Origin of the sequence: Pseudomonas sp. GM49, from assembly GCF_000282355.1 — a bacterium.
Lineage (GTDB): Bacteria > Pseudomonadota > Gammaproteobacteria > Pseudomonadales > Pseudomonadaceae > Aquipseudomonas.
This window is the reverse complement of sequence record NZ_AKJL01000330.1, coordinates 1-23,574: the sequence shown is the minus strand read 5'-3', so window position 1 is coordinate 23,574 and position 23,574 is coordinate 1. Positions and strand designations below refer to the sequence as shown.

Sequence of the window (23,574 nt, the reverse complement as noted above, 5' to 3'; positions counted from 1 at the left end):
TCGCCACAAAGAGTTTGACCATGCCGTCGATCGGCTAGAATGGCGACCTTGCCGTTGCCGAGCCTGCCATGAAACCTGTACTGCCCCACGCCCAACTCGACTGGGACGACCAAGGTCGTCCGTACTCGCGAGTGTTCGACGATGTGTACTTCTCCGATAAGTCGGGGCTGGATGAAACCCGCTATGTGTTCATCGAACAGAACCGTCTGGCCGAACGTTTTGCTGCGTTGCCCGAGGGCGGGCGGCTAGTCATCGGTGAAACGGGGTTTGGCACCGGGCTGAATTTCCTGTGTGCCTGGCAGGTGTTCGAGCAACACGCGGCGGCCGGTGCACGGCTGCATTTTGTCAGCGTCGAAAAGTACCCCTTGAGCCCGCCCGACTTGCAACGGGCCCTGGCGCTGTGGCCGGAACTCAAGGCGTTTGCCGATCAATTGCTGGCGCAGTACGTGGCGATCCATCAGGGTTTTCAGCGCCTGACACTGGATAACGGCCGTGTCACCCTGACCCTGCTGATCGGCGACGCATTGGAGCAACTGCCTCAACTCGATGCCCGGATCGACGCCTGGTTCCTCGACGGTTTCGCTCCGGCGAAAAACCCCGACATGTGGACCGCCGAACTGTTTGCCGAACTCGCACGCCTGGCCGCCCCCGGTGCTTCCATCAGCACCTTCACCAGCACCGGGTGGGTGCGGCGCCTGCTCAACGCCACCGGTTTCAAGATGAAACGCACCCCCGGCATCGGTCATAAATGGGAAATCCTGCGCGGCGAGTTCCTCGGCTGGCCCCGGGAAACGTCTGCCCCGGCCCTGGATAAACCCTGGTTTGCCCGCCCGGCACCGCTGACCGGCGAGCGTCAGGCACTGGTGATCGGCGCCGGCCTGGCCGGTTGTGCCAGCGCTGCCAGCCTCGCCGCGCGGGGTTGGCAAGTGACAATGCTGGAGCGCCACGACGACATCGCCCAGGAAGCTTCGGGCAACCCGCAGGGCGTGCTGTACCTGAAGCTATCGGCGCATGGCACGGCGCTGTCGCAAATGATCGTCAGCGGTTTCGGCTACACCCGACGACTGCTCGAACACTTGCAACGGGGCCGCGACTGGAACGATTGCGGCGTGTTGCAACTGGCCTTCAACGCCAAGGAAGCCGAACGCCAATTGCAATTGGCGGCAGCGTTTGCGCCGGACTTGTTGCACCTGCTGGATCAACCCGAGGCACAGGCCGTGGCCGGTATCGGGCTGGCACACGGCGGCCTGTTCTATCCCGAAGGCGGCTGGGTTCACCCACCTGCGCTGTGCCAGTGGCAGGCTGCACATCCACAGATTCAATTGCTCCCCCATCACGATGCGCTGCAACTGCGCAAGGTTGAGGGCCAGTGGCAGGCCTGGGACGGCGAACGCTTGCTAGCCAGCGCGCCGGTGGTGGTGCTTGCCGGTGCTGCTGAAATCCAGCGTTTCCCCGAGAGCGCCGGGTTACCGCTCAAACGCATTCGCGGGCAAATCACGCGCCTGGCGCAAACCCCGCAAAGCCGGGCCCTGAGCACCGTAGTGTGTGCCGAAGGCTATGTCGCCCCTGCCCGTTTGGGCGAACACACCCTGGGGGCCAGTTTCGATTTCAAGAGCGATGACCTGACACCGACCACGGCAGAACACCTGGGCAACCTGGCCATGCTCGAAGAGATTTCCCACGATCTGGTCGAGCGTTTACGGGCCGATAAACTTGCTCCCGAAAGCCTCCAGGGTCGCGCTGCATTTCGTTGCACCAGCCCTGACTACTTGCCGATCGTCGGCCCCTTGGCCGACACCCGGGCGTTCACTCAGGCTTATGCAGCGCTGGGCAAGGATGCCCGGCAGGTGCCGGACGTCGAATGCCCTTGGCTTGACGGCTTGTACATCAACAGCGGTCACGGCTCGCGCGGCCTGATCACAGCGCCATTGTCCGGGGAACTGCTGGCAGCCTGGCTGGACAACGAACCTCTGCCGCTGCCCAGAAGCGTGGCAGAAGCCTGTCATCCCAACCGGTTTGCCTTGCGGCGATTGATCCGGGGCAAGTAATCGATAAAGCAGCCGAAGTCGCCCTCACGGGGGATTCGGCCATGGTCTGTCGGCATATAACCCATCGATCTAAAACTCCCCTTACCGAGGAGGGTCACTTTCTGAGTGCCTGCCGTTTTGGCGTGGTATCGAATGACCCTCCCCAACGGAAAAACCGGTAAGGAATTTATGTGCGGATTAGCTGGCGAGTTACGTTTTGATCATCAACCTGCAGACCTTGCAGCCATTGAACGAATCACCCATCACCTGGCCCCTCGTGGCCCCGACGCCTGGGGTTTTCATAGCCAGGGACCGATTGCTCTGGGCCACCGGCGCCTGAAAATCATGGACCTGTCGGACGGCTCGGCGCAGCCGATGATCGACCCTCAATTGGGCTTGTCCCTGGCCTTCAACGGGGCGATCTACAACTTTCCGGAACTGCGCGCCGAGCTTGAAGGCCTGGGTTACGCCTTCTACTCCGGTGGCGACACCGAAGTGCTGCTCAAGGGTTATCACGCCTGGGGCGAAGCGCTGTTGCCGAAACTCAACGGCATGTTTGCCTTTGCCATCTGGGAGCGCGATGCCCAACGGCTGTTCATCGCCCGCGACCGTCTCGGCGTTAAACCGTTGTACCTGTCGCGCACCGACCAGCGCTTGCGCTTTGCCTCCACCCTGCCGGCCTTGCTCAAGGGCGGCGATATCAATCCGCTCCTCGATCCCGTGGCACTCAATCACTACCTGAATTTCCACGCTGTGGTCCCGGCACCACGCACCTTGCTGGCGGGTATTGAAAAACTGCCGCCGGCCACCTGGATACGTATCGAAGCCGATGGTCGCACCGAGCAGAAAACCTGGTGGACGCTGCCCTACGGCCCTCACGCCGATGAGATGAATCTGACCCTCGAAGACTGGCGCGACCGTGTGCTTGACAGCACCCGCGAAGCGGTCGCCATCCGTCAACGCGCGGCAGTGGATGTCGGCGTGCTGTTGTCCGGTGGCGTCGATTCGAGTTTGCTGGTGGGTTTGTTGCGAGAAGTCGGCGTGGAAAATCTGTCGACCTTCTCCATCGGGTTTCAGGATGCCGGTGGCGAGCGCGGTGACGAGTTCCAGTACTCCGACCTGATCGCCCAACACTACGGTACGCAGCATCACCAGTTGCGCATCGATGAAAAAGAGATCATCGAACAACTGCCTGCCGCGTTCCGGGCCATGAGCGAGCCAATGGTCAGTCATGACTGCATTGCCTTCTACCTGTTGTCCCGGGAAGTGGCCAAACACTGCAAGGTGGTGCAAAGCGGCCAGGGTGCCGACGAACTGTTTGCCGGCTACCACTGGTATCCGCAGGTGGACGGTGCGAGCGATCCGTATGCCGCGTACCGCGAAGCATTTTTCGACCGCAGCTACGACGACTACGCCGCCACCGTGCAACCGAAATGGCTGACCGCCAATGATGCCGCCGGTGACTTCGTCAAAGCCCATTTCGCAAAGCCCGGTGCCGATGCGGCGGTGGACAAGGCCTTGCGTCTGGACAGCACGGTGATGCTGGTGGACGACCCGGTCAAACGCGTCGACAACATGACCATGGCCTGGGGCCTGGAAGCGCGCACGCCGTTTCTCGACTACCGCCTGGTGGAGCTGTCGGCACGGATTCCGGGGCGTTTCAAACTGCCGGACGGCGGCAAGCAAGTCTTGAAAGAAGCCGCACGACAAGTGATTCCCAGTGAAGTGATCGACCGCAAGAAAGGTTACTTCCCGGTGCCGGGCCTCAAGCATTTGCAGGGCGATACGCTGGACTGGGTGCGCGAGTTGCTGCTCGATCCAAGCCAGGATCGCGGCCTGTTCAAGCCTGCGATGCTCGACCGTCTGCTGACCGATCCACAGGGGCAACTGACGCCGTTGCGCGGTTCGAAGCTGTGGCAACTGGCGGCCCTCAACCTGTGGCTCAGCGAACAAGGAATCTGACCGATGAAACCTCATGCCACGGCTTTCAGCCAACGCCTGTTGCGCGGGCAGTCGCCTTCCTACGAACGCTTGCAGGCACGTCTGGCCGAGGATGGCAGTGAACTCGGTGGGGCGCCGATCGCCGTGCATTGTGGCTGGGGCCGCTTGCTGATCGGCCACACCTTTGCCGATGCCGCGAGCCTCGCCGGGGAGTTGCTCAACGAGCAGCCCGGCGAACGGGACATTGCCCTGTACGTCGCCGCCCCCCAGCAAGTGCTGGGGCTGGAGCCGACCCAGCTGTTCCTTGACCCGTCCGATACCTTGCGTCTGTGGTTCAGCGATTACCGCCAAGCGACCCGGGTGTTTCGTGGTTTTCGCATCCGACGCGCGCAAAGCGATGCCGACTGGCAGGCTATCAACCAGCTGTATCAGGCGCGCGGCATGCTGCCGATCGATGCCACCCGGCTCACTGCGCGCCACCTGGGCGGCCCGGTGTACTGGCTGGCCGAAGACGAGGACAGCGGCGCGGTAATCGGCAGCGTCATGGGCCTCAATCATGCAAAAGCCTTCAACGATCCGGAACACGGCAGCAGCCTGTGGTGCCTGGCGGTCGACCCGCATTGTGCGCGGCCGGGTGTCGGTGAGGTGCTGGTGCGGCACTTGATCGAACACTTCATGAGTCGCGGTCTCGCGTACCTCGACCTGTCCGTACTGCACGACAACCGCCAGGCGAAAAGCCTTTACGCCAAGCTCGGTTTTCGCAACCTCTCGACCTTCGCCATCAAGCGCAAGAACGGCATCAATCAGCCGCTGTTTCTCGGGCCAGGTCCGGAAGCGGCGTTCAACCCATACGCGCGGATCATTGTCGAGGAAGCTCATCGTCGTGGCATCGATGTTCAGGTCGATGACGCTGACGCCGGGATGTTCACCCTCAGCCATGGCGGGCGCCGGGTACGCTGCCGTGAATCCCTGAGCGACCTGACCAGCGCCATCAGCATGAGTCTGTGCCAGGACAAAAGCCTGACCCACAAAGTGCTCAAGGCTGCCGGACTGAACCTGCCGGCTCAGCAACTGGCTGGTAATGCCGATGACAATCTGGCGTTTCTCGATGAGCACCTGCGCGTGGTGGTTAAACCACTGGACGGTGAACAGGGCCAAGGCGTGGCGGTCGATTTGCAGACCATCGACGAGGTTCAGCAAGCCATCGAGACCGCTCGCCAATTTGACAGCCGCGTGCTGCTGGAAAGCTTCCACGAAGGCCTCGACCTGCGAATTCTGGTGATCGGTTTTAACGTGGTCGCGGCCGCGATTCGCCGGCCGGCCGAAGTGGTCGGCGACGGCCAGCATTCCATTGGCGCATTGATCGAAGCCCAGAGCCGGCGGCGACAAGCGGCCACGGGCGGCGAAAGCAAGATCCCGCTGGATCAGGAAACCCTGCGCACCTTGCGTGCCGCCGGATACGACTACAGCAGCATTCTGCCGGCCGGCGAGCATCTGTTCGTACGGCGTACGGCGAACCTTCATACAGGAGGTGTTCTTGAGGACGTGACGACGATCCTGCATCCGATGCTGGTTGACGCCGCCGTGCGGGCAGCGCGGGCGCTGGACATTCCCATGGTCGGCCTTGACCTGATGGTGTCCGCCGCTGACCGGGCGGACTACGTGTTTATCGAAGCCAACGAGCGGGCCGGGCTGGCCAATCACGAACCGCAACCCACAGCGGAGCGGTTTGTGGATTTGCTGTTTCCGCACAGTCAGCCGGTGGTCTCTTAGCTATGCGTTGTCTGGACTGGCCCCTTCGTCGGATCGCCGCCCGGAGCAAGCTCGCTCCAACACTCGACCGCATTCCCCTGTGGGAGCGAGCTTGCTCGCGATGGCGGCCTGACTGACAACACAAATCCCTCATCGAAACCATCGGTGCGCTCAACTCATCAGGAGTTTCCATGACCAGCAAAATCCCCGAACCGGACCTCGTCTACCTGCAAAAAGTCCTGCTGGAAATGCTCGCCATTCCCAGCCCCACCGGGTTCACCGATACCATCGTGCGCTATGTCGCCGAACGCCTTGAAGAACTCGGCATTCCCTTCGAAATGACCCGTCGCGGAACCATCCGCGCCACGCTCAAAGGCAAGAAAAACAGCCCCGACCGCGCCGTTTCCGCCCACCTGGACACCATCGGCGCGGCGGTGCGTGCGGTAAAGGACAACGGCCGCCTGAGCCTTGCGCCTGTCGGCTGCTGGTCCAGCCGCTTTGCCGAAGGCAGTCGGGTCAGCCTGTTTACCGACAATGGCGTGATCCGCGGCAGTGTCTTGCCGCTGATGGCTTCCGGGCACGCATTCAATACCGCCGTGGATGAGATGCCGATCAGTTGGGATCACATCGAATTGCGTCTGGATGCCTACTGCGCCACCCGCGCCGACTGCGAGTCGTTGGGCATCAGCGTCGGCGATTTCGTCGCCTTCGATCCGTTGCCCGAGTTCACCGAAAGCGGCCACATCAGCGCCCGCCACCTCGATGACAAGGCCGGAGTGGCGGCACTGCTGGCGGCGCTCAAAGCCATCGTCGACAGTGGCGAAGACCTTATGATCGACTGCCATCCGCTGTTCACCATCACCGAGGAAACCGGTAGCGGCGCGGCGGCGGCATTGCCCTGGGACGTCAGTGAGTTCGTCGGCATCGACATCGCACCGGTGGCGCCTGGCCAACACTCCAGCGAGCATACCGTGAGCATCGCGATGCAGGATTCAGGCGGGCCGTATGACTATCACTTGTCGCGCCACCTCCTGCGCCTGGCCAGCGACAACGAGTTGCCGGCACGCCGCGACCTGTTCCGTTATTACTTCAGCGACGCACATTCGGCGGTCACCGCCGGCCACGACATTCGCACCGCCCTGCTCGCCTTCGGCTGCGACGCCACCCACGGTTACGAGCGCACCCACATCGACAGCCTCGCCGCCCTGAGCCGCCTGCTCGGTGCGTACATCCTCAGTCCGCCGGTGTTTGCCAGCGATGCGCAACCGGCCAAGGGGTCACTGGACCGCTTCAGCCATCAACTTGAGCACGACACCCAGATGGAAAGCGACACGCGGGTGCCGTCGGTGGACAGCCTGGTGGGGCAGCGGTCGGAGAGTTAAGTCAGACTCTTCATTGCCTGACAGATCGCCTTCGCGAGCAAGCTCGCTCCCACAGTTGATCGGTGGTGAACACAATTCTCCGGTTCGCCGCTGAACCCTGTGGGAGCGAGCTTGCTCGCGATGGCGGCGGATCAGACAACATAAAACGACCAAACTAGCGGCAATCTCGCATTCGCCGTAGCATCGCGCCATTGATCCAACCGAGGTGCCTATGCTGATCCCCCACGACCAACTTGAAGTCGACACCCTCACCCGCCTGATCGAGGATTTCGTGACCCGCGACGGCACCGACAATGGTGACGACACACCGCTGGAAACCCGCGTATTGCGCGTGCGCCAGGCCTTGACCAAGGGCCAGGCACTGATTGTCTTCGACCCGGAAAGCGAGCAATGCCAATTGATGCTCAAGCATGACGTGCCCAAGCACCTGTTTGACTGAGGCCTTCAGCGTCCCTTGGTTTTCGCCGGTTTGTTCTGGATGCGTTGGTAGATTTCGCAGCGGTGCACATTGACGTCCTGAGGCGCTTCGACGCCAAAGCGCACGTTGCTTCCGTTGATCGCGAGAACGCGCACGGAAATGTTGTCACCGATGGAAATCGTTTCGCCCACAAGGCGAGTGAGTACGAGCATGAGGAGTGTCCTTCAGGGGTTACTGGCCCCTGAAGATGCCCGGCCCGCCGTACGCCTACAATGCTCCGACAGCAAACCGGACCGGACTGACAGCCCCTGAACCACCCCACTGACGGAAAAGTCTGACACGCCGGGTGATTGTAGGGACGAACTGTCAGGACGCGGAGAATCGCGGCCCGAAAAGAATGATGCTCGCGCCAATCACGCACAACGCCACGCCAAGCCAGTCCGAACCCAGCGGACGAATCCGCTCGACCACGGCCAACCAGCCGATTGACGCAATGATGTAGATGCCACCGTAAGCGGCGTAGGCGCGGCCGGCGTAGGTGGCTTCGATACGGGTCAGCAGCAGGGCGAACAGGGTCAGGCTGAGGAGCGCCGGCACCACCCACCACATGCTTTTACCCTGGCGCAGCCACATCCAGAAGGCAAAGCAACCGGCAATTTCGAACAGCGCGGCGAGGAAAAACCACAGGTAATTGAGCATGCAAATGTCTCGCGAGGATGGCCAATGGCGGCCACCCTAACCACAGCGTTGCCTGCGGGCAAGATCAGCCTGCGGATTGCTTGGCCTTGGCGCGCATTTTATCGGCCATGACGGTCATTTCGTTGTAGAGCAACTGCGGGTTCTTCTGCTTGATTGCCCAGGCCATGCGGCCCTGTTCGTGGGGCAGGATCATGAACTCGCCGGCGGCGACCTGCTGATAGATGTAGTCGGCGATGTCGGCGGCACTGATCGGCGAACTTTCCAGCAACTTGCCGACCTGGGCCTTCATGGCCGGGGTTGGGCCGCGAAAAGAGTCCAGCAGGTTGGTCTGGAAGAACGACGGACACACCACATGCACGCCGACTTCCTGATGCGCCAGCTCGATCAGCAGGCTTTCCGACAACGCCACCACACCCGCCTTGGCCACGTTGTAGTTGCTCATTGCCGGGCCTTGCATCAGCGCGGCCATGGACGCGATGTTGATGATCTTGCCTTTGCTTTTTTCCAGTAGAGGCAGGAAAGCCTTGCAGCCCTTGACCACGCCCATCAGGTTGATCGCGATCTGCCAGTCCCAATCCTCCAGGGACAACTCACTGAAGAACCCGCCAGACGCCACACCCGCGTTGTTGACGATGACATCGATACCGCCGAGCTTGACTTCGCAGGCCTGGGCGAACGCCGTCAATTGGCTGTAATCGCGTACGTCACAGCGCTGGATAAAACCATCACCACCGGCTTCACGGACCAGCTTGAGAGTTTCCTGCAAGCCGGGTTCGCTGACGTCCGACAAGGCCAGTTGCCAGCCTTCACGCGCCCAGCGCAGCGCGATTTCGCGACCCAGGCCAGAGCCTGCACCAGTGATCATCATGCGATTTTGCATAGCAAACAGCCTTGTTGTTCTCGGAAGATGCACCGAGTGTAGCGAAGGAAATTGCCCGACCCACGCTCCATCAGATTGCTGAATGGCCCGAGCAAACCGCGGGAGCGCCTGAAGTAACCAAGGCAACCACAAACGAAATAAGAGCCTGTTCGAAATACTTTAAAAAAACCTGGAATTATCCTGTAAGTGCAAGAGTCGGAATTTTTAAGCAGCTCGAATTTACTTTATTCCCGCTGACCTTGATTGGCATGGTCAATCCACTGCATTTTCGACAAGGAAATAGACATGGGCACAATACTTCTCGTCATTCTGATCCTGTTACTGATCGGTGGTTTGCCGGTCTTCCCGCACTCCAGAAGTTGGGGTTATGGCCCGTCCGGAATTATCGGCGTGGTGTTGATGGTGTTGTTGATCCTGCTCTTGCTTGGCCGAATATAAAAATCCGCCAGGCAAAAAAAAAGGCCCTTGAAGGGCCTCTTTTCTATTGCGTCACAACTTATTGCGGCGTGCCGTGAACTACACCGGCGGTGTTGTCCAGCAGGCTCTTGGTCGCGGTTTGCAGGAACGCTTCGAGCTTGAGCTTCAGCTCAGCGGTGCGCGGTGCATCCGCAATGATCTCGGCGTGCGGCGTAGCGCCCATTTCGTACTGGTACAACTTTGGCGCCATGTCCTTTTCCTTCGGCAACACAAGGATCCGGTCGTCGCTGAGGATGGCCGTGGTCTGCTCGTTACCCGAAGGTTTGATCACACCAAAACCCTTATCGCCTTCAGGCAGGTTGAGCAGGTCGCGGCCCCAGCATTGCTGGCGAGTCTCGCCGCCCAGGCGCCCCATGATGGTCGGCACGATGTCGATCTGGGTGCCCACGGTGTGGTCACGCTGGCCGAACTTCTCCTGGATGCCCGGTGCGATCATCAACATCGGCACGTTGAAGCGGCCCAGGTCCATTTCGGTGATCTGCTGTTCGTTGCCGAAACCATGGTCACCCACGATGACAAACAGGGTTTCCTTGAAGTACGGCTCCTTGCGGGCCTTTTCAAAGAACTGGCCGAGTGCCCAGTCCGCGTAACGCATGGCGGTCAAGTGTTCATTCAGGTTGCCGCGATTGGTCACCGGCTCGACCGGCAATGGCGTCGGCAAGGCGTAGGGCGTGTGGTTGGACAGGGTTTGCAGCAAGGCATAGAACGGTTTGCCGTTTTCACGGGCCTTGAGTTCTTGCAGGCTGCGATCGAACATATCCTGGTCGGACACGCCCCAGGTCGGGTCGGAGAACACCGGGTTAACGAAGTCGTTACGGCCGATGAAGTTGGTCATGCCCTGGTTGCTGAAGAAACCCGACTGGTTGTCCCAGGCGAAATCACCGTTGTAGACGTACACGTCGTCATAGTGACGGGCACTGAGCAACTGCGGCAGGCCAGACAGCTTGTGGCTGCCTTCCGGGGTCTGCATCAGGTATTCGAAACCCGGCAGGTTGGGGAAGCAACCCATGGTGGCGAACATGCCCTGGTGGGTATGGGTACCGTTGGAGAAGAAGCGGTCGAACAGCAGGCCTTCCTTCGAAAGCTTGTCGAGGTACGGCGTGATGTTGCCCGGCCCACCCAAAGCACCTACCGAGTGTCCGGCCATGCTTTCCATCAGGATCACGACGACGTTCTTGATCGGCAGGGTCTTGTCGGCCGGCGGCGTGTAGTCACGACGTACGGCGGCCATGTCGGCCTCGACCAGTTTTTCGTCCGGCAGCACCAGCATGTCACGCACGATTTGCTGGGCTTGCTCTTGAGGCAAGGTGGCTTTCCAGATGTTGTCGCGCTCTTCGGATATCCGGCTCTTGGCGGCGGCCACTAATTGCAGGGTGCCGTTGAGGCCCAACTGGTTGGCGAAGTTCGAGTTGGTGGTGTAGACGTCACCCCAGCGTAGCGGCGGGCCCTGGCGCAGAGTGCCACGCGCGGCGACCACGCAAACCAGCAAACAAACCACGAATACCGCGATACGCGCATACCACGGCGCAACCTGGCGCGTACCGATGCTGCCGCCACTGAACGGACCACGGGGACGGGTCGCACGGTCGGCGCCCTTGAATGCCAGGCTCAGGATCCAGGTACCCACGGCCCATGCCAGCAGGTAACGGACCACCGGAAAACCGTACCAGAGCATGCTCATCACGGTTTTCGGATCTTCCTTGACGTACTGGAAGACCAGGCCGTTGAGGCGCTGGTGGAACTCACGATAGAAGTCCATCTCCATCAGGCCCAGGAACAGCGCAATGCTGGAGACGATCGTCAGCCACAAACGGAACAGCCCGCGTGCCGCCATGGCCCGGGCGCTGAACAATGCCAGCAGCAACGGAATACTGAGATAGACCACCAGACGCACGTCGAAACGCAGACCGTTGGCGAATGCCTCGAGGAAGGTCGAGGCCGGTGTGTCGAGGATCATCGAGCGGTTGTAAACCAGCAGCGCGACGCGCAGCAGGCTGAACATGACCATCATGACCAGGGCACACAACAGCGTGTAGGCCAGATGCGATTTGACGGTCGGTTGCAGCAGGCGACTAGAAGCTCGCTGCTGATTCAGGGCGTCCGGGATTGCCATGTCGTTTTAGGACCCATTGGAAGTTGAAGTTTCAAAAATACAGCTGCGCCTTGCCCTCTTTTTGGCCAGTACCAGGCCCCGGGGATTGCGCGGTGCGCAAATGTTGCACGATCAACGGCAGCATTGCCATTGATTACTGTCCGCAATGTTGGCGCGGGCGAATTGTCTTGGACACTTTGTGAAAATTTCGTGCAACGCATATCCGGAAACACAATAAACCCCAGGCAAAACACGCTCCTTGTAGCAGCTGGCGAAGCCTGCGTTCGGCTGCGAAGCAGTCGTAAGATCAGCCGGCGCGGTTCTTCAGGAAGACCGGGGGCTCCGGGTTTTACGACTGCTGCGCAGCCGAACGCAGGCTTCGCCAGCTGCTACAGGTCGCGTGACGGTTTAACTGAGCGGCATTTTCCCTATTGCGCAAAAAAAACGCCCCGAACAAGTCGGGGCGTTATCGAAAGAGCGGCGCGGTTACTTCTCGGCGCGTTCTTTCAGGGCCTTCAAGGTATTGAACGGGGCATCCACCACGAACTTGTTGGCCACCATCGACGGCACGCTGCCGCCCGGTTCGGTGTGCACCTGATAGGTCACTTCGATCTGGTCGCCCTTGGGTACGAACTTCCAGAATCCGTCGACCTTGGCGACCCGGACGAAACCTTTTTCTTCAGGAAGGTATTTCGATACACCTTCGAGCTTGCGAGTCAGGCTGCCATCGGCACCTTCGATGGTGGTGACGTGCAGCACCGAATCACGCGGAGTAACCGGCCACGGGGTGTTGAACTGAGTGTAGGTCCAGCTCTGGTTACCTTCGTGCTTGAGCAGCCTCTGGGTCTTGCATTCGTGAATCCAGGCGCAGGCTCCGGACACGTCGTCCTGCAACGCACGCAGCTTGGCTATGGTGGTTTTCATCAGCGTGACGCCCTGGTAGGCCTTGTAGTCGGACCCGGCCACTTCACTCAGGGAGATCTTGATGCCGTCTTCGTCTTTTTTGACTTTCCAGTCTTCGGCCTGGGCCGTCGAGGTAGCCAGCACAACCGTCAAACCACACAGCACAGCAATACGATGCAGCGAACCCATAGTCTTATTCCTTATTGTTGAAGTTCTGTTCGTTGGGCTTGCACCTCCGATCACCTTCGGGTCTTTCGCAGGTGATCGGAGGTGCGAGCCCACACATCACGCCGCCGTCATTTGCTCCCACCAGCCAATCAACCGGATCGCATCTTCGCTGCTGCTTCCGCACACCTCGGGGTCGGCCTCGAAGGCAGAACACACCGCCGGCCGTTCCGGCTGGCCGAAAATATTGCACAGGTTATCGGAGGAAAGTTGCAGGCAACGCTCCCCCGCAGCTTTGCCATTGGGCATACCGGGAATCGGTGAACTGATGGACGGGGCAATGCAACAAGCGCCACAGCCCTCACGGCATTTCATGACGACAAGCTCCTCGCGACGAGCAATGTGTTAAAGGACGGGGCACAGAGTACCCGCTAAAACAGTTGTTTTAAATTACCTGCGAGCGGGGTTTTCAGTGCAAACGAACATGACCGACCAGTCTCCGACAAAGCGTCTGGTCTGGGGCTCGCGGATCGGGATGAGGTTACTGCTTGAACTCGAAATCCAGTGCCGCGCCTTCGACCTCGCGGCGCTCTTCATTTCGCAGTTGCAGCTGCATTTCATTGCTGAGCAAGCGTCCGTTGAGCTGGAACGGACTGCTGCCGCTCTTTTCGCCAAACATCGGTGGCAATAACGGTTCGCGCTTGGGCAATGTCACCGTTCCCGGCGGCTTCAGCTCCTGAACCATGTCCCGAGGCAAGCTCAGATCCAGATTCGCAGACGGAAGCTCAGTCTTTACCACCTCGCTGGCCGGTTTCGATTTGGAGGCAATGGGCGGACGCTTTTTCACGGGCGTCGCCGTTTTCCTGGTCGACGAGGTTTTTTTCACCGGTTCGGTTTTTATCGGTGCGACGTGGAAACTGCCGGTAGTCTGTTCCTGCTCGGTAGCCGCCACGACGGATGCCGGCTGAATACTTGTAAACAGGCAGAGCAAAAGCCAGGCGGCAGGAAGAGTCGGTTTCATGTATCCAACGGTGGGTGCAAACGGCAGAGGTGCATATGCTCGCCTGTTGCAGCCCACAAGACAAGCGCAGTAGCAGCCTGTTACAAACCGCCTGCCATTTCCTGGCAGAGTTGGGTGGCCAGCATGCCCAAGGTCATCAATGCGCGCTCGGCTTCACGGTTCCACGGCGTGCCGCAATTTAGGCGAATGCAGTGATTGAACTGCTCGGTGTTACTGAAGATCAGACCCGGCGCAATGCTGATGCCTTGCTGCAATGCCCGCACGTGCAACTCTTGCGTGTTTACCCGCCCCGGCAGACTGACCCACAGAATGAAGCCGCCGGTAGGCCGGGTCATCTGCGTGCCTTCCGGAAAATACTGCTGCACGGCCAGTTGGAAGGCACTGAGGTTCTTACGGTATTCCTGACGGATGAAGCGCAAATGCCGGTCGTACCCGCCATTTTCCAGATAAGCGGCGATGCCCATCTGGGTAACGCTGCACGCAGAATGCGTGCTGAAGGTCTGCAAACGCTGGATTTCCTGTTGATACTTGCCGGCAATCATCCAGCCGATCCGCACGCCAGGCGACAGGGTTTTAGAGAAGCTTGAGCAATAGATCACCCGGTCCAGCCGGTCATAAGCCTTGAGGGACTTGGTGCGCCCCTGCTCGAACATCAACTCGCCGTAGATATCGTCTTCGACAATCTGGATATCGAAGTCCGACGCCAGGCGCAGCAATTGTTTCTGCCGCTCCTCCGGCATGGTGCCGCCCAATGGATTACTCAGTCGGGTGGTCAGCACCAACGCCTTGATCGACCATTGGTTGGCCGCCAGTTGCAGGGCTTCCAGGCTCATGCCCGTGGCCGGATCGCTGGGGATCTCGATGACCTTGAGGCCCAACAGATCGGCCAGTTGCAGCAACCCGTAATAGGTCGGCGACTCGGCCGCGATCAGATCGCCCGGACGGGTCAAGACGCGCAAGGACATCTGCAGCGCATCGACGCAGCCGTGAGTGATCACCACCTCCGACGGATCGACCACCACGCCGGCATCGCGCATGCGGATCGCCACCTGCCGGCGCAACGGTTCGAAACCGGGGCTGAACATGTAGCTGAAGGCCCGCGGGCTATGGAAACGGGTGACCTTGGCCAATTGCTGATGCAGTGCCCGCACCGGCAAATAGTCGACACTCGGCACGGCAGCGCCCAGCGGGAAGACACCTTCACGACGGGATTCGACCAGGACTTGTTGAATGATGCTGCTGCGGGTGACCAGCCCCGGGCGCTCGACCCGGGCGATATCCGGCGTCGGTGCGGTGAGTGCCGGTGTCTGGTGCACGTAGTAACCCGACTGCGGCCGGGCGCGGATCAGCCCCTGATCCTCGAGATTGGCATACGCCTGCAACACCGTTGCGTGGCTGACATTGAGCTGCGAGCTCATCTTGCGTACCGAAGGCACGCGCTCCCCCGGCTGATAGACCCCGCGGCGGATGTCTTCGGCCAGTTGTTGAGCAATACGTTGATAGAGCAAAAGATTGGTCATGACGCAGCACTCGATTTCACGGGCATTTTATTCTTGTGTAAAACAATACCGGAACAGTTTAGAAGTGTACTGGGACAGTTGCCACAATAGTCGACCATACAGTGCAGTGTCAGCAAAATCTGTACTGTTTTGTGCGGTATTCGGCGAACATAAAAAAACCCGGCGCTGCATGGCAGGCCGGGTTTTCCAGCGACGCAACCCTTAGCGGGCGGCGCCGAGCTGGCCTTTTTCGTCGGAAAACACAATTTCCACCCGACGGTTCTGCGCCCGGCCCCGTTCCGACGCATTCGCGTCCACCGGATACTCGTCGCCATAACCCTCGACCTGGATACGCTTGTCGTCGATGCCCAGGTCCATCAGCACGTCAGCCACCGATTGCGCACGGTCGCGGGACAGCTTGAGGTTTTCCTGCTTGCCCCCGGTACTGTCCGTATAACCTTCGATTCGCACCACTCGCTTGGGGTTGAGTTGCAGGAACTGCACGATCTTCAATACCACACGGTTGGCCGATGGTTTCAATTCCGCTTCGCCCGTGTCGAACAGCATGTCGCCCAATGTCATCACCAGACCGCGGTCGGTCTGGGTGGTGGTTAATGCCAGAATCTGCTCTTCGAGCCATTTGCCTTGCTGCTGCACGCTGAACAGTTTGGATTCACGCAGTGCCAATTGCAGGCGCTGCCTTTCCAGTTCGAGCTTCGCCGCTTGCTCTTCATTGAGCACCTGATTGGTGTGTTCCCGGGCAATGGCGCTATAGCGCTGACTCAGGTAGGCGTAATGCACCACGTCCGAACCGCTGCCCCAATAGCTGGACAAGCGATCGGCACGGGCCAGGGACTCACCGGCGCGAATCACGTCCTTGGGGGCGATTCGCAGCACATTGGAGTCTTCCTTGACCTTCTGAAAGTCGGCACCGGCCTGCTGCAACGCGGACTCGCTGTGCTGGCTGGCGCAGCCAAAGAGACTCGCGCAGCCTGCCAGGATCAAACCGCCGAGGGCTTTAGTCTTGAGGCTCATTCGGCATCTCCCAGTTGCTTGCGCAGGCGGGTGATGCGGGTATCAAGCACGTTCAACTGTTCCTCGCTCTTGGCCGTCAATACCTTGGCTTCAGCCAGACGCGCATCGAGTTCGGCCTGTTCGGCCCGCATGCGTGCGTTTTTGAAGGATTGATCAGTCATGTTGCCCTTGGCGCGGTTGAACTTGTCTTCGGCCAGTTTCATTTCCGGCACATCGTCTGCCGTGGCGCCCACGGCCTTGGCCTGTTCGAGTGCCTGTTCGGTCAGGCGTATTTGTTCACTCGGCGCAGGATCGGTTGCACAACCCGCCAGGACCGCAAAGGCCACTGCAGCGAAAAGAGGTCGAATACTCACTAAATATCCCTACTGTTTTGGGGTACTGACGGGTTGTTGCGAGGGTTGCTGCGGTTGTGAGCGTTGTGCCTTCCAACGCTCGATGTTGCGCATCAGCACGGCTTCCGTCAGTCCGGACGCGGGCAATTCTGTCATCTTTTTGGCCAACTGTCCGCGCAACCACGGATCGTTGCAGGCCGAGTCATGGGAAATCGCCAGGTACAGGCCAGGCTTGTCGACCGGTTGCGGGCGAGCGACCAGATCACCGGCCATGCCCAGTGTCTGTGCGGTCGCCATGCCCGAGTAACGTCCCGCCAGTACAAACTCGACCTCGCCCAACAGCAGTTTTTGAAAGGCCAGGGTCAGGTTGGACGTGCGCGTGAGGGTCAGTTGCTGTGCGGCAAAGGTGCTGAATTGTGGGGTCAATCGGGCCTTTTCCGAGACGGCACCGGGATGGCCGTGCAGGTCTTGTGCTTCGTTGTAGACCAGCGTCGAGTCCTTGCGAGTCCAGACCAGATAGTCGTTTACCAGCAAAGGTGGATGGATGTAATCCAGGGTTTCCAGTTCGCTGAACGTCAACGGTGCGTCCGCCAGCATGTCCATGCGTCCGCTGCGCACTTCGTCCAGGGCCTGGGCGCGTTTGCCGGCATAAAGCAGTTCGACCTTGAGCCCTGACTCCCCCGCCACTTGCTGCAGCAAATCGGCACTGGCACCGATCAGGTGTTTGGGATTCTGCGGGTCTTGCCACAGGTACGGTGGCGCGTCCGGGCTGCCGGTCACCACCAGGCGTTCACATTTGCCAGCGGCGAAAGACAGCGCTGGCAATAGCGTCAATCCCAGCAAGCTCCACACAAGGCGCAGATCCATGGCTTCACACTCCACTCATACCCGGTTATGCCCCCCCCCTGTAGGAGCGAGCCTGCTCGCGATGGACGTTAACGATGACGCGTTCATTCTGGAAAAACGCGGCGCATTCGAGTCCATCGCGAGCGAGCTCGCTCCTACAGAGAGCAAAAAAAAGCCCGACCAAAAGGCCGGGCTCTTTATAAGTGAAGCAGCCGGATTAGACCAGCTTCTCCAACTCAGGGATGGCTTCGAACAGGTCTGCCACCAGGCCGTAATCGGCCACCTGGAAGATCGGCGCTTCTTCGTCCTTGTTGATCGCAACGATCACTTTGGAGTCTTTCATGCCGGCCAGGTGCTGGATCGCGCCGGAGATACCGACCGCGATGTACAGCTGTGGCGCAACGATTTTGCCGGTCTGACCGACCTGCATGTCGTTCGGTACGAAACCTGCGTCGACCGCGGCGCGGGAAGCACCGACGGCAGCGCCCAGCTTGTCAGCCAGGGCGTACAGGTGTTTGAAGTTGTCGCCGTTCTGCATGCCGCGGCCGCCGGAAACGACGATCTTGGCAGCGGTCAGTTCCGGACGATCGGACTTGGCCAGTTCTTCGCCGACGAAGCTGGAGATACCAGCGTCGTGGGCAGCGCCAACAGCTTCAACGGCAGCGGAGCCACCTTCAGCTGCAACCGGGTCGAAACCGGTGGCACGCACGGTGATCACTTTGACCGCAGCGTTCGATTGAACGGTAGCGATGGCGTTACCGGCGTAGATCGGACGCTTGAAGGTGTCAGCGCTTTCTACCGAGATGATCTCGGAGATCTGGTCAACGTCCAGTGCAGCGGCAACGCGCGGCAGGATGTTTTTGCCGTTGGAAGTGGCGGCAGCCAGGATGTGGCTGTAACCCTTGCCCAGCTCGGCAACCAGCGGAGCAACGTTTTCCGGCAACTGGTGAGCGTAGGCGGCGTTGTCGGCCACCAGCACTTTAGCCACGCCAGCGACTTTCGCAGCGGCTTCAGCCACGGCGCCAGCGCCCTGGCCAGCGACCAGAACGTGGATGTCACCACCGATTTTGGCAGCGGCAGCCACGGTGTTCAGCGTGGCCGGGGCCAGCACTTTGTTGTCGTGTTCAGCAATAACCAAGATAGTCATTTAGATTACCTTCGCTTCGTTTTTCAGTTTCTCGACCAGTTCAGCCACCGACTTGACCTTGATACCCGCGCTGCGTGCAGCCGGCGCTTCGACTTTCACGGTCTTGTTGGTGGAGGCGGTGGAAACGCCCAAAGCGTCCGGAGTCAGCACTTCGAGAGGCTTCTTCTTGGCTTTCATGATGTTTGGCAGAGACGCGTAGCGCGGCTCGTTCAAACGCAGGTCGGTGGTGACGATGGCCGGCAGCTTCAGGGAAACGGTCTGCGCGCCGCCGTCGATTTCGCGGGTTACAGCTACGCTGTCGCCGCTGATTTCGACTTTCGAGGCGAACGTGCCCTGACCGTAGCCGCTCAAGGCAGCGAGCATCTGGCCAGTCTGGTTGTTGTCGCTGTCGATGGCCTGTTTGCCAAGGATCACCAGCTGAGGCTGTTCCTTGTCGACAACAGCTTTCAACAGTTTGGCAACGGCCAGGGAAGTCAGATCTTCGGCGGATTCGACGAGGATGGCGCGGTCGGCACCCAGAGCCAGCGCGGTGCGCAGTTGCTCTTGAGCGGTGGACGGGCCGACGGAGACGACGACGATTTCAGTCGCAACACCTTTCTCTTTCAGGCGTACGGCTTCTTCAACGGCGATCTCGCAGAACGGGTTCATCGACATCTTGACGTTGGCAAGATCGACGCCGGAATTGTCCGCCTTGACGCGGACCTTGACGTTGTAATCCACAACGCGTTTGACAGCTACAAGAACCTTCATGGATTCCTCGTTACTCTCCGGTGAAAAGAAAGTCGCCTAGGCGAACCTGGCGGTTGATGCTCATCGGGCGCAAGGGCACCTCTAAAAACGCCGGCAAACGTGTCAAGTGACCATCGCTCATCATGTGAATGACCGTTCGTCAGTGGTGACTGACGAGTCATTCAACATCGCGGCGTGTAAACTGCGCATCAACCCCACGCAGTGCATCACTCTCTACTGCCATCGCCCTGTCTTTAGAGGTGCTCTTGAAACCAACAGCCAGCCTACGGCGAGCGCAAAACCGCCCGTATCTTGACCGGAACGCCTATTCCGGTCAATACGGCAAAATAGCCGTTCATAAGGCGCGTGACTTTGATTTCTCTGGCTTTGAGCCAATTCAAACAAACGTTTGTATTGGACGCTGAGAGTGGTGTAGATATAATGCGCCACCCAAAGAGAAAGGTGGTCAATCGATTGTCCGCTTCCGGCGTTGTGCCGGGATTCATGGATGCGACACCCAACCTCCAAATTAGAAAAAAAACTGTTGAGCCTTGAGTAGGAGATAACCTGTGGAACGCGAATACATGGAATTCGACGTGGTCATCGTCGGTGCCGGCCCCGCTGGTCTTTCCGCCGCCTGCCGCTTGAAGCAGAAGGCCGCCGAAGCCGGTAAGGAAATCAGCGTCTGCGTGGTCGAAAAAGGCTCCGAAGTCGGTGCTCACATTCTGTCCGGTGCCGTGTTCGAACCACGCGCCCTGAACGAACTGTTCCCGGACTGGAAAGAACTCGGCGCGCCGCTGAACACGCCCGTCACCCGCGACGACATCTTCGTTCTGAAGAACGCTGAAAGCGCGCAGAAAGTTCCAGACTTCTTTGTGCCCAAGACCATGCACAACGAAGGCAACTACATCATCTCCCTCGGGAACCTGTGCCGCTGGCTGGCCCAGCAGGCCGAAAACCTGGGCGTAGAAATCTACCCGGGCTTCGCCGCTCAGGAAGCGTTGATCGACGAGAACGGCGTGGTGCGCGGGATCATCACCGGTGACTTGGGCGTCGATCGCGAAGGCCATCCGAAGGAAGGCCTGTACACCCCGGGCATGGAGCTGCGTGGCAAGTACACGCTGTTCGCCGAAGGCTGCCGTGGCCACATCGGCAAGCAGTTGATCAAGCGCTTCAACCTGGACACTGACGCTGATGCCCAGCACTACGGCATCGGCCTGAAAGAAATCTGGGAAGTCGACCCGGCCAAGCACCAGCCTGGCCTGGTGGTGCACACCGCCGGTTGGCCGATGGACATCATGGGCACCGAGAACACCGGTGGTTCGTTCCTCTATCACCTGGAAAACAACCAGGTAGTGGTTGGTCTGATCGTCGACCTGTCCTACAGCAACACCTACCTGTCGCCGTTCGACGAGTTCCAGCGCCTCAAGCATCACCCGGTGCTCAAGCAGTACCTGGAAGGCGGCAAGCGCATCAGCTACGGCGCCCGCGCCATCTGCAAGGGCGGCCTGAACTCGCTGCCGAAAATGGTCTTCAAGGGCGGCGCATTGATCGGTTGCGACCTCGGCACCCTGAACTTCGCCAAGATCAAGGGCAGCCACACCGCGATGAAGTCCGGCATGCTCGCCGCCGATTCCGTGGCTGATGCACTGTTCGCCGACAAGGATGGCACCGAAGAACTGACCACTTACGTCGACGCATTCAAGAAGAGCTGGCTCTACGAAGAACTGTTCGCCAGCCGCAACTTCGGCCCGGCGATCCACAAGTTCGGCGCCATCGTCGGTGGCGGTTTCAACTGGCTGGACCAGAACATCTTCGGCGGCAAACTGCCGTTCACCCTGCACGACACCAAGCCGGATTACGCTTGCCTGAAGCTGGCGGCCGACTGCAAGAAGATCGACTACCCGAAACCGGACGGCAAGATCAGCTTCGACAAGCTCAGCTCGGTGTTCATCTCCGGTACCAACCACGAAGAAGAGCAGCCGTGCCACCTGAAGCTGGCCGATCCAAGCATCCCGATCAGCAAGAACCTGCCGCTGTACGATGAGCCTGCCCAGCGTTACTGCCCGGCTGGTGTGTATGAAGTGATCACCAAGGAAGACGGCGAGAAGCGCTTCCAGATCAACGCCCAGAACTGCGTTCACTGCAAGACCTGCGACATCAAGGACCCTGCACAGAACATCACCTGGGTGGCACCGGAAGGCGCTGGCGGCCCGACTTACCCCAACATGTAAGCCGAACCGCGAACATCAAGGCTCCCTGAATGGGGGCCTTTTTGTTGCCTGGCATTTATGCAACAACACAAAACCCTTGTGGGAGCGGGCTTGCTCGCGAAAGCGGTGTATCAGTCGACATCCATGTTGAATGAATGACCGCTTTCGTCGGAACGCCGCCCGGAGCAAGCCCGCTCCCACAAAGGGGTCGAATCAGACCTTGAGGCCCAGCTCCGCCGATAACCGCGCCGTAACGCCCTTGATCAGGGGAATCAGCTCGGCCATTTTTTCCAGCGGCATGTACGGCACGGTGCTGGCGATGCTAATTCCGGCGACGATGCGCTTGCTGGCATCGCGCACCGGCGCCGCCACGCAACGGATCGACGGCTCGTTATCTTCCAGATCGAAGGCGTAGCCGCCGGCCACGTACTCGACCATACGCTGCTCGAACTGCTCCCAGGATTGCTCCGGGTGCTGCGGCCAGAATTGATTTTTCCCACCCACCGGCAGGCTGACTTCGTACAGGCGCTGCCACTCTTGCGGCGAATCATCGAGCATCAGCGCCTTGCCGATCCCGGTCCGCGCCAACGGCATGCGATGGCCGACCCGCGAGCGCATTTCCGGGCCATTGCGCCCCGGATTCTTGTGCAGGTACAGCACTTCGTCGCCTTCACGAATGGCCAGGTGAATGGTGTCGCCGGTCAACGCCGACAACTCATCCAGATACGGCCCGGCCAGGGTCACCAACGGCAACTCTTCACGGGCCTGAAACCCCAACTCGATCAGTTTCGGTCCCAGCAGATAACCGACTTGCGGCACCACCCGCAGATAACGTTCGTCCACCAGGCAACTGGCCAGGCGATGGGTAGTGCTGCGCGTGGTGCCGATCAGCCGGGCGATTTCCTTGAGATCGCGGGCGCCGCTGGCCACGGCCTGAACCACACCCAGCCCGCGAAGCAGGGTCTGGGTGCCGGTCGGAGCGGCATCCTTGGCGATTTTTGGGGTGTCTTCCTGCATATCCAGCCTTTACCGTTGAGCGAGTGAACGGGCGGCATTATGGTCGCCCGAATGCCACGGCTACAACTTGATACGCTCGACCTTACCCACCAGCAAGATGTAGGAAAGTGCACCAATCAACGCCAGCACCGAGATGTAGGTGATCGCCGGGGCGAAAGAATCACCTGTCGCGAGGAAGCCGATCACGATAGGCGTGGCAATCGCCGACAGGTTGCCGATGAAGTTGAACACCCCGCCGGTCAGCCCGAGCAATCGCGCCGGGGCGAGCGTCGACACCAGCGACCAGGTGATGGAAGCCAGGCCATTGCCGAAGAACGCCAGCGCCAGAAAGGCAATCACCAGCGGCGTCGACTCGACAAAGTTGGCGCCGATGATCGAGGTGGAAATCAGCAAGCCGCTGATGATCGGCAACTTGCGGGCGAAACCCACCGTGTAGCCGCGACGGATCAACCAGTCGGAGAAGAACCCCGAACACAGCACGCCGACGAAGGCTGCGAGAAACGGCAGTGACGCCAACAGGCCGGACTTGATGAAGTCCATGCCGCGATATTTCACCAGGTAGGTCGGGAACCACGTCAGAAAAAACCACAACGTCGAGTTGAGGCAAAACTGGCCGAGGTAGATGCCCCACAACTTGCGTTTGCTCAGAACGATACCGAGATCGGTCCAGCTGAATTTGGCTTTGACTTTGGCTTGTTCAGCCTGGATATCCACTAACCCGCCGCCCTCGCGGATCAGGTCGATTTCCGCGTCATTGGCGCCTTTGAAATCCCGGGGCTCGCGATACACCGCGTACCAGATCACCGCCCACAGAATGCCCGCCGCGCCGGTGGTGACGAACACCATGTGCCAGCCGAATTCGTGCTGCAGCCAGGCCAGTACCGGCGTCAGGAAGGCCAGGCCGACGAATTGCCCGGAGGTGTAGAAACCGATGGCCGTGGCGCGCTCGCGCTCGGGGAACCAGGTGGTGACCACGCGGCTGTTGATCGGATACGCCGG

Annotated in this window: 22 protein-coding genes; 7 read left to right on the top strand and 15 right to left on the bottom strand. The window is 59.9% G+C overall.

Translation table 11 applies throughout. The features are described from left to right. The first annotated feature begins 68 nt into the window (after positions 1–68). The 5 genes from mnmC (at position 69) to PMI29_RS01020 (ending at position 7,541) form a co-directional block, all read left to right on the top strand. Positions 69–2,048, top strand: a complete 1,980-nt coding sequence (gene mnmC, locus PMI29_RS01000) for a bifunctional tRNA (5-methylaminomethyl-2-thiouridine)(34)-methyltransferase MnmD/FAD-dependent 5-carboxymethylaminomethyl-2-thiouridine(34) oxidoreductase MnmC (protein ID WP_008004355.1) — start codon at positions 69–71, stop codon at positions 2,046–2,048. Between the two features lie 168 nt (positions 2,049–2,216). Further along, positions 2,217–3,989, top strand: coding sequence for an N-acetylglutaminylglutamine amidotransferase (locus tag PMI29_RS01005; RefSeq protein ID WP_008004353.1), 1,773 nt, complete (start codon positions 2,217–2,219; stop codon positions 3,987–3,989). A gap of 3 nt (positions 3,990–3,992) precedes the next feature. Next, positions 3,993–5,741 (top strand): N-acetylglutaminylglutamine synthetase, encoded by a 1,749-nt coding sequence (ngg, locus tag PMI29_RS01010; RefSeq protein WP_008004351.1) that lies wholly within the window; start codon positions 3,993–3,995, stop codon positions 5,739–5,741. 170 nt (positions 5,742–5,911) lie between these two features. Continuing rightward, on the top strand, positions 5,912–7,102 hold the full coding sequence (locus tag PMI29_RS01015) for an osmoprotectant NAGGN system M42 family peptidase (RefSeq protein ID WP_008004349.1): 1,191 nt from the start codon (positions 5,912–5,914) through the stop codon (positions 7,100–7,102). 211 nt (positions 7,103–7,313) lie between these two features. Then, a complete protein-coding gene (locus PMI29_RS01020; RefSeq protein WP_003199186.1) occupies positions 7,314–7,541 on the top strand; it encodes a YheU family protein in 228 nt (75 codons plus the stop codon). A gap of 5 nt (positions 7,542–7,546) precedes the next feature. Here the strand turns inward: PMI29_RS01020 and csrA are convergent, their stop codons facing one another. From csrA to PMI29_RS01035, 3 genes are all read right to left on the bottom strand, one after another. Then, positions 7,547–7,732, bottom strand: a complete 186-nt coding sequence (gene csrA / locus PMI29_RS01025) for a carbon storage regulator CsrA (RefSeq protein WP_008004347.1) — start codon at positions 7,730–7,732, stop codon at positions 7,547–7,549. 154 nt (positions 7,733–7,886) lie between these two features. Then, entirely contained in the window at positions 7,887–8,219 is a 333-nt protein-coding gene (locus tag PMI29_RS01030) for a YnfA family protein (RefSeq protein WP_008004345.1), read from the bottom strand. 64 nt (positions 8,220–8,283) lie between these two features. Further along, a complete protein-coding gene (locus PMI29_RS01035) occupies positions 8,284–9,099 on the bottom strand; it encodes an SDR family oxidoreductase (RefSeq protein WP_008004343.1) in 816 nt (271 codons plus the stop codon). A gap of 279 nt (positions 9,100–9,378) precedes the next feature. On the opposite strand from PMI29_RS01035, the gene PMI29_RS31630 reads away from it, so the two are divergent. After that, positions 9,379–9,537 (top strand): DUF3309 family protein, encoded by a 159-nt coding sequence (locus PMI29_RS31630; protein WP_177323289.1) that lies wholly within the window; start codon positions 9,379–9,381, stop codon positions 9,535–9,537. 58 nt (positions 9,538–9,595) lie between these two features. Here the strand turns inward: PMI29_RS31630 and PMI29_RS01045 are convergent, their stop codons facing one another. The 10 genes from PMI29_RS01045 to PMI29_RS01090 all read right to left on the bottom strand — a co-directional run bounded on the left by PMI29_RS01045 (position 9,596) and on the right by PMI29_RS01090 (position 19,366). Next, complete coding sequence (locus PMI29_RS01045) at positions 9,596–11,689, bottom strand: LTA synthase family protein (RefSeq protein ID WP_008004339.1); 2,094 nt, start codon at positions 11,687–11,689, stop codon at positions 9,596–9,598. A 465-nt stretch (positions 11,690–12,154) separates the two neighbouring features. After that, entirely contained in the window at positions 12,155–12,760 is a 606-nt protein-coding gene (locus PMI29_RS01050; RefSeq protein WP_008004334.1) for an START domain-containing protein, read from the bottom strand. 96 nt (positions 12,761–12,856) lie between these two features. Then, a complete protein-coding gene (locus tag PMI29_RS01055; protein WP_008004333.1) occupies positions 12,857–13,111 on the bottom strand; it encodes a YkgJ family cysteine cluster protein in 255 nt (84 codons plus the stop codon). A 166-nt stretch (positions 13,112–13,277) separates the two neighbouring features. Continuing rightward, positions 13,278–13,757, bottom strand: coding sequence for a hypothetical protein (locus PMI29_RS01060; protein WP_008004330.1), 480 nt, complete (start codon positions 13,755–13,757; stop codon positions 13,278–13,280). Between the two features lie 80 nt (positions 13,758–13,837). Beyond that, complete coding sequence (locus PMI29_RS01065) at positions 13,838–15,277, bottom strand: aminotransferase-like domain-containing protein (protein ID WP_007973699.1); 1,440 nt, start codon at positions 15,275–15,277, stop codon at positions 13,838–13,840. Between the two features lie 201 nt (positions 15,278–15,478). Beyond that, positions 15,479–16,291, bottom strand: coding sequence for an OmpA family protein (locus tag PMI29_RS01070; RefSeq protein WP_008004329.1), 813 nt, complete (start codon positions 16,289–16,291; stop codon positions 15,479–15,481). Further along, a complete protein-coding gene (locus PMI29_RS01075) occupies positions 16,288–16,644 on the bottom strand; it encodes a DUF4398 domain-containing protein (protein ID WP_008004327.1) in 357 nt (118 codons plus the stop codon). Before PMI29_RS01075 ends, PMI29_RS01070 begins: the two co-directional genes overlap by 4 nt. Before the next feature lie 9 nt (positions 16,645–16,653). Further along, entirely contained in the window at positions 16,654–17,490 is an 837-nt protein-coding gene (locus PMI29_RS01080; RefSeq protein WP_008004326.1) for a substrate-binding periplasmic protein, read from the bottom strand. Positions 17,491–17,686: 196 nt separating this feature from the next. Beyond that, on the bottom strand, positions 17,687–18,616 hold the full coding sequence (locus PMI29_RS01085) for an electron transfer flavoprotein subunit alpha/FixB family protein (protein ID WP_008004325.1): 930 nt from the start codon (positions 18,614–18,616) through the stop codon (positions 17,687–17,689). After that, positions 18,617–19,366, bottom strand: a complete 750-nt coding sequence (locus PMI29_RS01090) for an electron transfer flavoprotein subunit beta/FixA family protein (protein ID WP_007987229.1) — start codon at positions 19,364–19,366, stop codon at positions 18,617–18,619. Positions 19,367–19,914: 548 nt separating this feature from the next. On the opposite strand from PMI29_RS01090, the gene PMI29_RS01095 reads away from it, so the two are divergent. After that, the gene (locus PMI29_RS01095; protein ID WP_008004324.1) at positions 19,915–21,579 is read left to right on the top strand and encodes an electron transfer flavoprotein-ubiquinone oxidoreductase; all 1,665 of its coding nucleotides are present in this window, start codon (positions 19,915–19,917) and stop codon (positions 21,577–21,579) included. A 192-nt stretch (positions 21,580–21,771) separates the two neighbouring features. Here PMI29_RS01095 and PMI29_RS01100 read toward each other — a convergent pair whose 3' ends face one another. Together PMI29_RS01100 and PMI29_RS01105 are read right to left on the bottom strand one after the other, a co-directional pair. Next, positions 21,772–22,575, bottom strand: coding sequence for an IclR family transcriptional regulator (locus tag PMI29_RS01100; protein ID WP_008004323.1), 804 nt, complete (start codon positions 22,573–22,575; stop codon positions 21,772–21,774). Positions 22,576–22,635: 60 nt separating this feature from the next. Continuing rightward, positions 22,636–23,574 (bottom strand): MFS transporter (locus PMI29_RS01105; protein ID WP_008004322.1); only part of this gene is annotated, 939 nt, incomplete at its 5' end.